17 protein-coding genes are annotated in these 14,190 nt (G+C 63.8%); all 17 read right to left on the reverse strand.

Annotated features, from left to right (window positions below; translation table 11 throughout):
- Positions 1–16: 16 nt before the first annotated feature.
- The gene (locus tag CS1BSM3_RS07475) at positions 17–475 is read right to left on the reverse strand and encodes a hypothetical protein (RefSeq protein WP_072386372.1); all 459 of its coding nucleotides are present in this window, start codon (positions 473–475) and stop codon (positions 17–19) included.
- Positions 472–870: a hypothetical protein gene (locus CS1BSM3_RS07480; protein ID WP_143149102.1), complete on the reverse strand. Its 399-nt coding sequence runs from the start codon at positions 868–870 to the stop codon at positions 472–474. Before CS1BSM3_RS07480 ends, CS1BSM3_RS07475 begins: the two co-directional genes overlap by 4 nt.
- Before the next feature lie 26 nt (positions 871–896).
- Positions 897–1,376, reverse strand: a complete 480-nt coding sequence (locus CS1BSM3_RS07485) for a hypothetical protein (RefSeq protein WP_072386374.1) — start codon at positions 1,374–1,376, stop codon at positions 897–899.
- Between the two features lie 84 nt (positions 1,377–1,460).
- Entirely contained in the window at positions 1,461–1,862 is a 402-nt protein-coding gene (locus tag CS1BSM3_RS07490) for a hypothetical protein (protein WP_072386375.1), read from the reverse strand.
- A 10-nt stretch (positions 1,863–1,872) separates the two neighbouring features.
- Positions 1,873–2,616, reverse strand: a complete 744-nt coding sequence (locus CS1BSM3_RS07495) for a flagellar biosynthetic protein FliR (protein ID WP_072386376.1) — start codon at positions 2,614–2,616, stop codon at positions 1,873–1,875.
- Entirely contained in the window at positions 2,616–4,652 is a 2,037-nt protein-coding gene (gene flhA / locus CS1BSM3_RS07500) for a flagellar biosynthesis protein FlhA (RefSeq protein ID WP_072386377.1), read from the reverse strand. Before flhA ends, CS1BSM3_RS07495 begins: the two co-directional genes overlap by 1 nt.
- A 183-nt stretch (positions 4,653–4,835) precedes the next feature.
- Positions 4,836–5,102 (reverse strand): flagellar biosynthetic protein FliQ, encoded by a 267-nt coding sequence (locus CS1BSM3_RS07505; RefSeq protein WP_072386378.1) that lies wholly within the window; start codon positions 5,100–5,102, stop codon positions 4,836–4,838.
- The gene (flgD, locus tag CS1BSM3_RS07510; RefSeq protein ID WP_072386379.1) at positions 5,099–5,572 is read right to left on the reverse strand and encodes a flagellar hook assembly protein FlgD; all 474 of its coding nucleotides are present in this window, start codon (positions 5,570–5,572) and stop codon (positions 5,099–5,101) included. Before flgD ends, CS1BSM3_RS07505 begins: the two co-directional genes overlap by 4 nt.
- A gap of 30 nt (positions 5,573–5,602) precedes the next feature.
- Complete coding sequence (flbT, locus tag CS1BSM3_RS07515; protein WP_072386380.1) at positions 5,603–6,049, reverse strand: flagellar biosynthesis repressor FlbT; 447 nt, start codon at positions 6,047–6,049, stop codon at positions 5,603–5,605.
- Positions 6,046–6,393 carry a flagellar biosynthesis regulator FlaF gene (gene flaF / locus CS1BSM3_RS07520; protein ID WP_072386381.1) on the reverse strand — a complete coding sequence of 116 codons (348 nt, stop codon included), beginning with the start codon at positions 6,391–6,393 and terminating at the stop codon, positions 6,046–6,048. The genes flbT and flaF overlap by 4 nt, the downstream gene beginning before the upstream one ends.
- Positions 6,394–6,490: 97 nt before the next feature.
- Entirely contained in the window at positions 6,491–7,540 is a 1,050-nt protein-coding gene (locus tag CS1BSM3_RS07525) for a flagellar hook-associated family protein (protein WP_072386382.1), read from the reverse strand.
- Positions 7,541–7,543: 3 nt separating this feature from the next.
- A complete protein-coding gene (gene flgK / locus CS1BSM3_RS07530) occupies positions 7,544–9,016 on the reverse strand; it encodes a flagellar hook-associated protein FlgK (RefSeq protein WP_072386383.1) in 1,473 nt (490 codons plus the stop codon).
- Between the two features lie 197 nt (positions 9,017–9,213).
- Complete coding sequence (locus CS1BSM3_RS07535; RefSeq protein WP_072386384.1) at positions 9,214–10,473, reverse strand: flagellar hook protein FlgE; 1,260 nt, start codon at positions 10,471–10,473, stop codon at positions 9,214–9,216.
- 74 nt (positions 10,474–10,547) lie between these two features.
- Entirely contained in the window at positions 10,548–11,267 is a 720-nt protein-coding gene (locus tag CS1BSM3_RS07540; RefSeq protein WP_072386385.1) for a response regulator transcription factor, read from the reverse strand.
- Positions 11,268–11,519: 252 nt separating this feature from the next.
- Positions 11,520–12,074, reverse strand: coding sequence for a hypothetical protein (locus CS1BSM3_RS07545; RefSeq protein WP_072386386.1), 555 nt, complete (start codon positions 12,072–12,074; stop codon positions 11,520–11,522).
- A gap of 75 nt (positions 12,075–12,149) precedes the next feature.
- Complete coding sequence (locus CS1BSM3_RS07550) at positions 12,150–13,088, reverse strand: FliM/FliN family flagellar motor switch protein (protein WP_072386387.1); 939 nt, start codon at positions 13,086–13,088, stop codon at positions 12,150–12,152.
- Positions 13,089–13,112: 24 nt separating this feature from the next.
- Positions 13,113–14,138 carry a FliG C-terminal domain-containing protein gene (locus tag CS1BSM3_RS07555; RefSeq protein ID WP_174263646.1) on the reverse strand — a complete coding sequence of 342 codons (1,026 nt, stop codon included), beginning with the start codon at positions 14,136–14,138 and terminating at the stop codon, positions 13,113–13,115.
- Positions 14,139–14,190 lie beyond the last annotated feature (52 nt).

The raw sequence follows: 14,190 nt of genomic DNA on the forward strand, positions 1-14,190 counted from the left end.
TCCTTCGGGCCGGATACTATTTCGTCTGCTGGCAGCGCACGGCGTCGTGGGCCAGGAAGTTCAAGCTCTCGACATAGATCTGCGAGATCATGGGGCGCGCGATCCGCGCATTCACCTTGGTGAGGATCCGCTCGATCAGCTTGTCGACCTCGACGATCTTCAGCGCAGCGAAGTCGAGATCCTCCTCGTTGTAGACCGACATGAAGATGGCCTCGCTGACGAACAGGATCAGCGTGTCCTTGTCCTTCCTCACTTCGCTCGCGGGCGCAGAGAAGGCATAGCGGCCGATCACGTAGCCCTGGATCTTGCCGCCACGGACGACAGGCACCGAGATGGGATCGATCTTCACGATCTCGGTTTTTTCGCTGGGATCTTCCTTGGCTGTCTGCGCGCCTTGGGGAATTTGCATGGCCGCGTAGCTGCCCCCGAGCGTGGCAATCACGACGACGAGGCCGAGGAGCAGCATTCGGATCATGGCTGCGATCCCCGGCGGGCGATCTGGCTCGAGTAGGTGCCGTCGGCGGTCGACTGCTCGATGGCCTCGCCGATCAGCGAGGAGATCTCGTAGACCGCATCCATGTGCCGGCGCAGGAGGCGCTCATTGGCGGCAAGTTCCGCCGACAGCGTCGCGAGCCGCTGGCGCACGCGCTCGGTCGGGATTTTGCCCTCGGCCACCTGCATGAGCTTGCCGAGCTCGAGTGCGAGATGGCTCTTTCGCGCCACAAGCGCGCTGAAATCCCCGCCCTCGGGTCGGGCGATCAGCGCCTTTTCCTCCTGCACGACCTCGCTGATCAGATCAGCGAGATGCAGGATCGCTTCCATGAGGCGGGCACTTTCGAGCGCGCCGGGATCGGCTGTCGGTGGGCGCATCGTTCTCTGCTGTTCGCGGGCGTGCATCAGCCTGTCTCTCCGCTCGGTTCTGTCTTGTTGCTATCGGCAGCCGTCTGCGGCGCTGCCGCTGTCTTGGTCTCGTCCGGCAGCAGCCTCAGGCGGCCGCTTGCTGCAATGTGCTCGGCCAGCTTCTCGGCCATGAGCGATTGCCAGAGCTTGCCCGCCGATCCCGTGCCGAACATCTTGCTGTTCTCCTTCGGCAGCATCGAGCCGATGAAGACCTGCAACGCGAAAGCCTCGAACGATTTGCGCGCCTTTTCGGCGCCCTTGGCCTTGAAGGCTTCCGCGCCCGGAACCGTGTCCGGTCCCTTGGCGGCCTGGGCCTGCTCGGCAGCTTTCTGGATCACGGTCTCGAAAGATCCGATCTCGCCGCTGCGCTTCACGGTCGTGACGAAGTCTGCCGCGCCGGCCGGCGTGGTGGCGCGCGTTGCCCCGACATCGGCGATGCCGGCGAGCCGCGCAATTCCCTGCAGGTCTATTCCCATGCCGTGGAGCCGTCTGCATGTGGCGGATCCGTCCATCGGACAGAGGCCCGCATTTCTCCTCTGTCCGATAGTGGCCCGGCGACCTTATTTCAGGCTTGCGAGCCGGCTGCGCACGAACTGATCAATGGCATTCTCGAGCTGAACGGCATCCTGGGCCTGAACTTCCTCGGCAACTTCCCGGTCGAGCTTGTTCGTGAGGCCCTTCACGCGCCCCCGTGCCGCCGCCACGGCCTCGATCTGGTGCTCGACCTCGACGCCGAGCTCGCCGGCGCGCCGTTCGAGCTTTACCGCACGAGCGCTGACGAGTTCGGGGAAGACCGTGCCAACGAGGTTGTCGTGATCGAGGTACGCCCGCGTCACCGCCGCAGCCTTCGCCGCATCGTCGCGCGCGCGCTTCAGCTCCTCGGCGGCGCGCACTTCCTTCTCGTAGAGATGCTCGGTGAGGCGAACCAGCCGCTTGAGACGAGCAATCCTGCGCCGCTTCATGGCCTGGGCCTCAGAGATTGGTCAGAGTTGTATTGAAAGCATCGAAGTAGATCTGCAGCATCTCCGGCACCATGAGATAGAGGAAGAACAGGCCACCCATGAGCAGGAAGGGGATCGAGACGAAGTACGACGGCACCTGCGGAATGAGCTTGCCGAGGATGCCGAACAGCACGTTCACGAGGATGGCATAGACGATGAACGGCCCGGTCACCTGAAGGCTCATCGTGAAGGAAACATTGAGCGTCTGAGCCAGCAGCCGCAGCCCGAACTCCGGCTCCGCCATCACGCCGAGCGGAATACGCCCGTACGAATCGAGCACGGTCTTGATCAGGACATGGTGGAAATCCAGGAGCAGGATCAGCAGCGTTGCTGAAAGCGTGATCATCGTCGCGAGTGTCGGCGCCGGCTCGTCGTGCTCGACGCCGCCGGAAAGACCGTTCAAGCCGATGTAGTTCGAGACCGCGCTCATCATGAATTCGAGTGCCGCGATGTAGATGCGGACCACAAGACCGATCACGGCACCGACAATGCACTCCGCCATGACAAAGCCGAGCAGCAGGCCGCCTTGCGCAGTTTTCAGCGTCCCCCCGTCGAGCACGCTCGGTGCCGCCGCCAGTGATAGGGCGAGCGCCAGGTAGAGGCGGACGCGCGCCGGCACGCGCGCCGTTCCAAAACCAGGCGACAGCATGAGCGTCGTCCCGATCCGGCAGAGGATGAGGATGACCCCCGTGGCGAACTCATCCAGTTCGAGCATTATCCCGCAATGCTGCCGAGCGCCTTCACTTGAATTCCCCGCGCGATCTCGGCGTGCGACAGCACCGGCAGCGTCGGGAAGAGCCGTTCGATGACCATGCGCACGAAGGGTCGCGCTTCGACCGAGGTCACGAGGACGAACTGCTCGCCCTTCTCGGTGTGGCTGGAGATCACGCGCGAGGCATCCTTGCTGAAGTCCTCGATCAATCGCGGATCGATGTCGAACTCGATAACCTCTCCACGCTGGTCGCGCTTCAGGCTCTCGTGGAAAGCGAGATCCCACCGGCTGCCTAGGCGCAATACCGCGAGCGTGCCATCCTTGGCGAGATCGCCGCAGATCTGCTGTGCCATGCGCTGGCGGACATGCTCCGCAACCTGCTCCGAGCGCCGTGTGTGTGGCGCGATCTCCGCGATCGCCTCGAGAATGAGCTGCACGTTACGAATGGAAACGCGCTCGGCAAGCAGCATCTTGAGGACGGCCTGGATGCCGGAAAAGGAAATGTGCGCCGGCCGGATCTCGTCGAGGAGCCGCTTGTACTCCGGCGGCAAGCCGTCGATCAGCGCCTGCATATCGCGATAGGAGAAGAGCTGGGCGAGGTTGTTGCGGACCGCCTCGCTCAAGTGCGTGAGCAGCACCGTCATGATATCGACGGTCGCGAAGCCCTCGCGCTTCACCTCCTTCGCGTAGGCCTCGGGGATCCAGATCGCCTTGAGCCCGAACGCCGGCTCGACGGTGTCGACGCCCGAAATCGTCGGCTTCGGACCATCGCCGACGATGACGAGGACATCGCCGATCGGCAGCTCGTGACTGCCGACCGTCGCCCCGTGAATACGGATCTGGTAGCCGCGCGCCGGCAGCGAGAAGTCATCCGAGAGATTGATCTCGGGCACGACGAAACCGTACTGCTTGGCGAATTTGCGCCGGAGCTTGGCCACGCGTTGCGCGAGCTCCTCGTGCTTGCGGATGAACTCCGCCGAAAGGCGCTGGCCGAAAACGATCTCGATCTCGCTGACCTTGAGCGCGCCCTTGATCGAGTGGCGTGCCTCTTCCTCGGCCACCTGCGTCGCCTCGCGGACCTTGGCGTCCTCAGCGAGCTTCTCCTGGGCCCATCGTCGCGGAATGGCGTAGCCGGCGATCGCTGCGATACCACCGAGGATGGCAAAGGGGAGAAGCGGCAGGCCAGGACCGAGCGCGAGCAGGCCCATGGCCACCGCGGTCATCAGCAGCGCCTTGGGATGGTTGCCGACCTGCCCGACGACCGTCTTCTCGACCGAGCCGTGCGTGCCGCCCTTGGCGACCACGAGGCCTGCCGCGAGCGAGATGATGAGCGCCGGGATCTGCGTGACGAGACCGTCGCCGACCGAGAGCTTCGTGAACACATCGGCGGCTTCGGCAATCGGCATTCCATGCCGGAAGGCCGCGATCAGGATACCGCCGAAGACGTTGACGGCGGTGATGATGAGACCTGCGATCGCGTCGCCGCGCACGAACTTCGAGGCACCGTCCATGGCACCGAAGAACGAGCTTTCCTCGTCGAGCTCGCGACGGCGGTGCTGCGCCTCACGCTCGTCGATGAGACCTGCGGAAAGGTCGGCATCGATCGCCATCTGCTTGCCGGGAATACCATCGAGGGCAAATCGCGCGCCGACCTCGGCGATGCGCGAGGCGCCCTTGGTGATAACGATGAAGTTCACGGTCAGGAGGATGACGAAGACGACTACGCCGATGACGAAGTCGCCGCCCATGACGAGCTTCGAGAAGCCGGCAATGACGTAGCCGGCGGAATGCTCGCCGTTGGCGCCCTCGGTCAGGATGATTCGCGTCGTCGCCACGTTGAAGGCGAGCCGCAGCATCGTCACGATGAGCAGGATCGTCGGGAAGGACGAGAACTCGAGCGGCCGCTTCACCCACAGTGCCACCATGAGGATCAGCACCGCGGCCGCGATCGAGAAGGCGAGGCCCGCATCGATCAGCAGGGGCGGCAGCGGCAGGAACAGCACCGCCAGGATCAGCACGATCCCGGCCGCAAAACCCATGTCCGTCAGTCCCGCCAGCCGATTGAGCGGCAGACCTCCACTGGTCGTTTGCGACACCCTGAACCCCCTCGACTGAATGCAATGGCCGCGCGGAATCGCAGCGAGCGCACGGCTCCGTGCGCTCATCCTCGCAAGCTATGCTGATGGGGAGCTGACCAACGGCGCGCGGCGCACGCCGCGGCCTCAGAATCCCTTCTCGACGTGCAAAAAGGTCATCTGCGCGAAGGCAAAGACATTCGCGCCCATGAAGTGGGCGGAAAACATCGCGACGAGGAAGATCGCCATGATCTTCGGCACGAACGTGAGCGTAATTTCCTGCACCTGCGTCAGGGCCTGCAGCAACGCGATGGTGATGCCGACGACCATGGCGGCAAGCACGCACGGGCCCGCAACCATGATCACGGTCCAGATTGCAGCCTGGACCAGCTCCATGGCATCAGCTTCGTTCACGCGGGGGTCTCGTCGCCACCGCTGCTGTCGCCGCCGGTATCGGCCGGGGGCGGCGTTGCCTTCTCGCCGATGATGAGGCCGGGGCCGACCATGAACTCCTGACCGTTGTCGAGGAGGACCATCACGCCATTGGACAGGACCTTGGCCGCAACGACGACGCCGCCGGTCTTGTTCTCGTCGGAGATGACCATCTTGCCGACGAGGTTTTCCGCAAGCTGCAGATTGCTCGTGTTCAGCAGCGAGGCAATGCGCTCGTTGGTCTGAATGGTCTTCTCGACCTGAGAGAAGGTCGCAAGCTGCGCGACATAGTCGCTCGACTTCATCGGCTCCATCGGGTCCTGATTGCGCATTTGCGCGATCAGCAGATGGAGAAAGGCGTTGTAGTCGAGCGTCGGCGCTGCAGTCGCCGACTGCGTCTCGGGCGTCGTCTGCGTCGTCTTGGTCGTATTCAGGATACTCGCGACGTCCATGTCAGCCTCAACCTCTGTTAGACGCGCGCACTAGGCGACCGATTTCTTCACCGGCTCTGCAAGCAACTTCGCTGCGCCGCGGTCGCGTGATTTGAGAATTTCATCCTCGAGCGGGAAGAGCGCTCTGATCTTCCGCAGAGTCTCGAACGTGCGCCCGCGCTCCATGAGCGCCTTGACCTCGACGAGGCCGTCCAGCACGTCCTGATTCTTGAACGTCATGAGGAGCGCCTGATGCGACTGCTCATACATTTGCCGCGCGATCCGCTCGCTCTTCGGCTCCATGAGCATCGTCTGCACGATGAAATAGAGCTGCCGCAGCGGCGTCGTCGCCTGCTCCTCCTGCAGGATATGCCCCTCGAGCAGAAAGACGACCTCGTTCATCAGCTCGAGGGTCACCTTGCGGTCGACCCTGATCACGCCGCCGTTGATATAGACGCGCTCATTCGGCTTCAGGTGGACCTTGAGGTGCCCTGTCACGTGAGCCCATCCCGGATTGCTTTGGAAACGACGATCACGTCCTCAAAGCCCTTCGCGTCGTCGGTGCGCGCCGACTCGAGCTCGCGCAGGATCCAGATGCCGATCGACACGAGCTGCGCTTTCAGCGCCTTGGGAAGACCGTTCTCCGGGCTCGCGAGGTCCTCGACCAGCACACCCCAGAGCTTACTGGTGAAGGCGATGGCCTCGGCCGACGCCGACACCGGCGCGCCTGGCGTAACGGCCTGCTCCAGGAGCAGGATGGACTGGTCGAGCGCGACGCGCTCGCGTTCGCGCGCCGCCTGCTGGTCATCCTCGAGGAGATCGCCGTACTGTATGCGCTGCATTACCTTCTCCGTGCCGCACTAGCGTGCCTTATGATTCCGAAGTTCGCCGGGATGCGGCGAATTCCTCGATCATCACACGAGCGTCCCGTGCCCCGCCTCACAGGTAGTTGAGCAGCGTGAGCTGCTGCATCCGCGCCGTGATCTTGTAGGACGCCTCGATCCGCGCCGTCAGCGCGCTGAGCCGGTCCGCCACTTCGAAGGGGTCGACCCCCTCCAACTTACCGATGCGGCCCTCGAGCGCCTGCTTCTCGATGGCAATACGCTCGTTTGCTTGCGCAAGGCGTTCCTGAGCGACGCCCACGCGCGCCTGCGTGGCGACGACACTGTAGCCGCCTTCGCTCGACGTGTTTGCGATTCGCGCGGCCAACACACTGAACGTCTCGGCGTTCAGATTCTCGGTGCCCCCATCGATCGCGAGCGTCAGCGCGAAGTAGAGCTGGCGAATGCCGCGGTCGTTCGCCGTCGACGAGGTGTTGATCTCCTCGTGCTGAGAGATGCGGTCGCGCATCACCTCGTCGGTCGCGTGGGAGAAGTTCGCGCTCCACTGCGGCTCCTCGAAGAGCGCCGCGAACGGCCCATCCATATAAGCCGTCATCTGAGCCGGCGTAATCGTCACGGCCTGAGGATCGTCCGGCGGGAAGCCGAATGCGGCCGTGAACGTCGAGATCACCGCCGTACGCGCAGGACTCGGCGGCTCGCTCAGATAGTCGTCGACCGGCGGGACCGAGATGTTGAGGCCCGAAAATGCATAAACGCCGTTCGAGCTGGTTCTAAGGACATCCGAGAGCGTTTCCATACGCGACTTCGCATCGGCGACGAGAAGGCCGCGATCGCCGCCCGCTTTGTAGATGCCGAGCGTCGACTCACTGAAGGTCTGCCCCAGATCGCGCATCGCACCAAACGCCGATTGCAGGAACTTCATGCGCTGCTCGACGACCGCATTCGTGCTCGTGAGCCCCTCGAGATCGCCGACGATATGGCGCATGTCGAGCACGCCGCCCACCCGGCCGCCGAGAGTCTTGCCAACGTCGGCGAGGCGACCGCTGCTGAATTCCTTGAGGGTATCAGCGAGATTGGCCTGATTTCTCGCATTGGCCGTGCGCAGGATCTCGCGAGAAACGAGCGTCGAGATGGTATCGGCTTTCATGCGCTACAGCGCTCCCGTGGCTCTTAGGATGGACTGGAACATCTGATCGACGGTCGATATGAGCCGAGCCGTCGCCTGATAGGAGCGCTCGATCGCCATCAGGCTGGTCATCTCCTCGTCGAGGCTGATGCCGACCTGGCCCTGCCAGGCATTGAGCGCACGCTCGCCGAGCACCTCGCGGTCGGCCAGGCGTTCACTCGTGTTGCTGCGGCGGGCCTCGATCCAGCCGCCACTTTCGGTAGCGAGCGCGAGCAGGCTCTTCGAGCTGCTGAGACCCGTCGCCGGATCGAATGCCTGCGTCTCCGACATCGCAGCCGCGAGATCACGCAGCCTCTGGCTGAAACCCGCGCCACCACCGGCGTTGTACACATAATCGGGCTCGCTCGGATCGCCGATGCCGCCGTCACGGATGCGCGCCAGGACGCCGCCCTGTGACGGGTCGGCATTCGGATTGACCTGGATCGACATGGCGATGCCGTCCAGAACCGTGCCGCCGGGCGGCAGCGTCGGACCACCGGCCCACGTGAAGAGGCCCGCGATGCTCGGCAGCGTCGGCGTACCCGACTGATCGCTCTCAGCGAAGGCCGTGATCAGGCCGCGCGCGATCTCGTCGATCTGGCGGCCGAAGGAGATCGAGACGTCGTCACGAATTTGCAGGAGGCCGCCGATCTTCCCGCCGATACGCGTCGCCGCAGCGCCCGAGTAGGGCACGCCGTCGATCGTCAACAGGCCACCCGGCTGACCGGGCGAGAGCGGCGCATTGTCGAACGTGATCGCCCGCGGCACCGTCTCGAACAGGGTCGTCCCGTTCGCGGTGAACAGGACCATGTCGTTGTTGCTGCGCGTGGTCGGGTGAATGTCGATAAGGCCCGAGATCTCGCGCAGCAGCATGTTGCGCCGATCGATCTGATCGGTCACGTCCCGGCCGATAACCGTGCCGGATACGATCGCGTTATTGGTGTCCTCGAAATCCTTGAGGAGCGATCCGAGCTGACGCGTCGCCTCAGCAAGATCGGTGTTGGCTTCCTTGCGCACCTGCGCGACGAGCTTCGCCGCATCCTGCAACGTGTAGGCGACGTTGTTTGCGGCGGAAACGACGTTGCGCAGGAGGGATTCGTTGCTCGGATCGGCAGCCGCGGCATAGAGCGCCTTCTGCATCTCCGTCAGCATTGCTGCCGGGCTGACGCCGAGCTCCGGATCGTTGACCACGGCGCCCAGCCGCTCGAGCGCGGCGGACATGCTCGACAGCTCGCTATGCTTGGCGGAGCTGCTGAGCACGCTCTCGAGTAGCCGCGTCGATACGGCATTGCTGATCGTGCCGAGGCGGACACCGATTTCCGAGCTGATGGTGTGCGCGTACTTACGAGCGGCGTTTGGGTTGTCGACGTTGGAGATGTTACGCGAAACCAGAGAGGACTGCGTGGCATTGGCGAGCAGCCCACCGCGGGCAATCTCATGAGCGAGCGTAAGTGACATCGACCTCCCCCGACCCGGCTAGTGTCCCGATGCCGAAGTTCGCTTGACCTCGATGCTGGCGTCCCGAGCGAACTTCGGCATAAAAAAGGACACTAGAAACATAGATTTGCCAGCGTGATTCAGATCGAGGAATTCGCTCGGCACAGCGCCGCGAGATCTGGCGAATTTCTCGATCATCACACTAGACCCAACCAGGCCTACCGCTTCAAGTTGACCACCAATTCCATGAGCTCCGAGCCCGTCTGGAAGACGCGCGAGTTCGCCGTGTAATTGCGCTGCGCCTCGATCATGTCGGCAAGCTCGGTGGCGAGATCGACCGTCGAGCTTTCAAGCGCGCCGGAGCGTATGTCGCCAAACCCTGCGCTCCCGGCAATGCCCACGCGGAGATCGCCGGAGTTGTTCGACGGCAGGAAGATATTTCCCGCCTTGGGCGTGAGACGGTCGGGGCTAGCGACCGTGGCCAGCGGAATGAGATAGGTCGCAAAGCGCGAGCCGTTCTCGTAGACCTCGTAGAGCCTGCCGTCCGTATCGATCTCGATGCTCTGAACCCGGCTCGGCGCGTTGCCATTGGTATTGATCAGATCCACCGAGTAGTCGCCGGCGGTCTGCGTCATGGACGCAAGATCCATCACCATGGTCGCGCCGCCAGGAATCGGCACGGAGAGCGACTGCGCGCTGCTCGGATCGAGCTGGCCAACACCATCGAACTGCAGCGTCGTGGTCGCCAGCGCCGCGCCCGCATAGGGGAAGCCACCGGTCGGGCCGCGACCAGCCGCGTCGTAAACGGTCATCTCCCAGTCGCCCGTCGACAACTTGGCGAAGTGGACGTCGAGCATGATTTCCTCGCCAAGATTGCCGATGACGAGGACGGATGAGCGCGCCGTCGAGACGGCACCCGCGGCGTTGGTCGACGGCAAGTTCGCCGGGAGCACGTCGTCCGCCATAGCGGGAAGGTTGGCGATGATGCTTCCGATGGTCGTCGGCGTCGCCCGCATGCCGCCGGCCGTCACATTCACCGGAACGAGCCCCGCCGTGCCGTTGATGACCGGAGGCCCTGAGGCGTTCTCCGGGAGCGGATAGCCCATGAGGGTATAGCCGGCCGAATTGATCAGGCGCCCCTCGCCATCCGGGACGAAGGCACCCGCGCGGGTGAGCGCCAGACTTCCGTCCGGCGCCGAAACGATCATGAAACCGGCACCGCGAATTGCCATATCGAAGGGCGATGTCGACGGCGCCAGAACCCCCTGCTGGGAGATACCGTAGCGGACGTCCGTTTCCACGCCGCCCGAATTATATGACGTGGTGGTATCGTTCAGCAAAAGCGAGGAGAATTGCGTACTCGCCCGCTTATAACCGACCGTCGAAGCATTCGCGATATTGTCGGCGATCGTGCCCAGCCGATTGGACTGCGCATTCATTCCCGATGCGCCTGTGCGCATCAGCCCATAAACACTCATGAGATAGCCCCCAGACGGATCGGATTTCGCAGCTTAGAATACGGCCGCACACCTTGCGCCAGGCTGTCGGACCGTCAGACCGCCGCCGCAAGCTCGCTCATTGCCCCCTCGGCATCCGACCTCGAGGTCCCGACGAGGCGGTATCCGAGATGGCGCTTGGAGTCGATCGGGTCATAGCCGAGCCGGCCACGCAGGCGCCGGCGCAGCTTGGAGATGTGGCTCTCGATCACGTTCTCGTCGATCTCCTGGTCGAAGAGGCCGTAGACCGAGTTGAAGATCTGCGACTTGGTCACCCGCCGCGACTGGTTGGCGACGAGAAACTCGAGAATTCTCAATTCCCTGCGCGGCAGCGGCAGGGCCTCGCCGCAGACCAGCGGATCCCGGCCATCGCGAAAGATGCGGATCGCCGTCTCGTCCTGCGGGGCGCGCTCGATGCCCGAGCGGCGCGAGATCGCCTCGATCCGCGCCAGGATCTCCCGCACGTGGCAGGGCTTGGAGATCACATCGTCGACGCCGACCGCGAAAAGCTCGAGCGTGCTCGCGAGCGTCTTGTGATCCTTCATGGCGATGATGGCGGCAGCGGTCCGGCGTTTGATGACCCGCGCCAGGATATCGGGCCGGCTGCATTGGCCGATCAGAAAGGCATTGATCGCCATAACGTCTTCATTGGCGGCCGCTTCGACCCATCCCTCGAAATCGCCCCCGGAAAAACCAGCCGCCGGAATTCCTTCCCGATCGAAAGATGACCGAAACGCTTCGGTCACGAGATTACGGTCGTCGACGATGACGATCATTTAGCTGCCCCCTGACGAATCAATTTCTTGCCCCAAGAATTTATTAACGTGAATTAACAGGTTTACAAATGGGGGGCCGTCCGTTCTCGTATCACTGCGCCGCAAGGGCAACGGCACTCAGGAGTATATAGAATAAACTATAGAGTAATTTCGCGGGGCCTTTCTCACGGCAATCGGTGCGCTTGATCTCGACGGGTGTCGGGCCCGCACCCACTCTGCCTGGCGCACCACACAGGGGAATATCTATTGTGCTCAGGCGGCCGCGCGAGCATCACCCACGCTCGTGAGCGCACGCCCCTTGGTCAGAAGGCCGCCCAACCAGCCCGCGCGGCGGCGCGAGACAGGCGCGCGCTCGCTATCGCCGCTGAGTGCACGTTCGAATGCCGTGATCGCCGAGGTGCAGGAAACGCTCGCCGAGCCGAGCGTGCTCGATGAGGCGAAAGCCAGAGCCTCGGAGCCCTGCCGGAACTTTTCCCTGAGTTCGCGCGCGAAGAGCGAATCGACGAGCCGGCCCGTTTCATCGAGGCTCTTGCGCGTCTCTGCGCTCAGTCCGCCATCACCAAGACCACGGTAATCGGCCGTCAGGCGCGCTTCGGCCAGCGCCTCATGAAGCACGGCGACAGCGCGGCTCGCGGCCTCGCGACGCAGAAGATCGAGGAACTCGCGCCTTCCCGGCGGCTCTGCGCGGGCCTTGACCGCCGCGGCCGCAGGCTGGTTCCAGCGCGCGGAGAACCGGATCGCGAGCCAATAGAGCGGCAAGAAGCTCGCGGCTGTTCCAACAGTGAAGACGATCAGCGTAGAATTCACGTGCCCCTCCATGCGATGGTCGCACCAGAAGACACAAAGAAGCGGAAGTAGCTTGCGCCAGCCTTGATCAGGCGCCTACGCGCGGCGGCGCACCGGCGGCACATGGGCCTCGTCGGCGCCCGGCACGACCGGCGTCTCGAGGCAGATGCTGAAGTAACCCTTCTGCTGGCCGAGCTGGCCTTCGAAGATCGCCTCGCCGTCGCTCTCGATGCGCACGTGCTCGAGCTGGTCGGCATCGAATTCGACAAGCGATCCAGGGCGTAATGCAGCGACATCGCCAAGGGACATGGACGGCCCCACCGCGACAGCGACGAGCTCGACTTCGGTCCGGCCGATGCTCTGTGCGAGATTGCGGCCCCAGTTCGGATCGAGCTCGACTGGCGCTTCTTCCACCGGCGCGCTGATCTGGTCGCGCACGAGCTCGAGCCCACGTGCCGGAAGTGCAACAACGATTCGCTCGTCGAAAGCTTCGAGAAGAAGCTGCACGAGCACCAGCTCCGACTTTTCCTTGCCGAAGGGCTCGGCATCGAACGCGCGCTCGACGCGCTCGAGATCGCAGCCGAAGGCCACGTAGGGCGCAAGCCGCGCCTGGATCTGGCCGACCACGACGCGTGCGATCTGATCGGCGATCGATTGCTCCAGCGCGCTCAGGCCTCGCGCCGGCACCTCGCCGAGGTTCCGTCCGTCACCGCCGTACATGGTATCGAGCGCGCGAAAGAGCAGCATGGCGTCGAACGCCACGACGGCGCGCGCATTCCACTCGGCAATGGAATAGACGGTCCCGATCATTCCCGAGCACGGCCCCAGGGCCTCGTACGCCCCCTGCTGCACGGTCCGCTCGAGCACGGCCTCGACGCGGAGCCCGAACGCCTCGCGAAGCGCCGCCGAGCAGTCCTGGACGCTGGCCTCCAGCAACGCGCGCAGCATCGGCAGCTCGACGATCGGCGCGATCGTACTGTGGAAGATCTCGGTGATCTCCATCCGCTTGAGCTGATCTTCGTCCGCCGTGTCCATCCTGCCATCCTGCTCGCACGGGCCTTACGCGCCCGGCGCCACACCCTCCGGCCTCAATTTGATCAGCGACCGCTCTGCCATGCTCAGTGCGAGAACGGCGATCCAGCGCCGCGCCTCGCTGATCGCTTGCGGCGCGACGCGGGTGTCCGTCGCAAGCTCGGCCTCGACGATGCGCCGCGAACGCGGCGAAAGAGTCTGAAGAATGAGATCGACGAGGGCCGGATCGGCATCGCGCAGCGCCATCACGACCCGCTCCGCAGGCACGTCGTCCATGAGCCGCGCGCGATCCTCGGTATCCATTCCGACAATGTCGTCGAACGTGAAGACATAGTCCTTGACGCGCTCCGCCTCGAGCGGATCGACCTCACTGATGCTCGTCAGGATCTCGTCGATCTGGTGACGCTCGAGCTTGTTGAGGATCGCGGCGAGCTTGGCGTGCTTGTTTTCCTCGCTCCCCGTTTCCTCCTCGGCAAAGAGGGCCTGGCGCAGACGCTCGGCAACGAGTTGCATGGCCGCGTCCGTGATCGGCCTCAGCGTCAGCAGGCGCCGGCTCAGCTCCGCACGCTGCTCGCCGCTCAGCTTCTCCATCACGCTCGCGGCCTTGCTCGAATCGAGGCGCGAGAGAATGACGGTCGCAACCTGGGGCTGTTCTCCGGCAAGGAATGCAGCAATGCGATCGTCCCTCACGTCGGCCAGCTTGCCCCAGACGAGCTCCGAGGCATTGCCGGAGACCTCGGCCATGATCTCGGAAATCTGGTCGTCGCTGACCACGCCCGAGAAAAGCTGCTGGACCCCGCTCGCCGAGCCGACCAGCCCCTCCGACTCCTCCAGCGCCTCATACAGCTCGTCGATGATCTTTTCGATGACATCATCGGAAACGGGCGGCAGCGCCGAGACCGAATGACCGACGAGACGAATTTCCTGGTTGTCGAACTTCTTGATGATGACGTCGGCAGACGGCTTGCTCATGGTGAGGAGCAGCGCCGTCACTTTGTCGACAGCCGTCAGGGGCGCGTTCTCGTCGCGCAGCACCGGCAGCGTCTTGCTCATGTTCTTGGCGTTCATCCCGTACCTGACCAATGCCAGCCGGTGGGCTTTCGCT

The sequence above is a fragment of the Hyphomicrobium sp. CS1BSMeth3 genome (genome assembly GCF_900117415.1).
Taxonomy (GTDB): domain Bacteria; phylum Pseudomonadota; class Alphaproteobacteria; order Rhizobiales; family Hyphomicrobiaceae.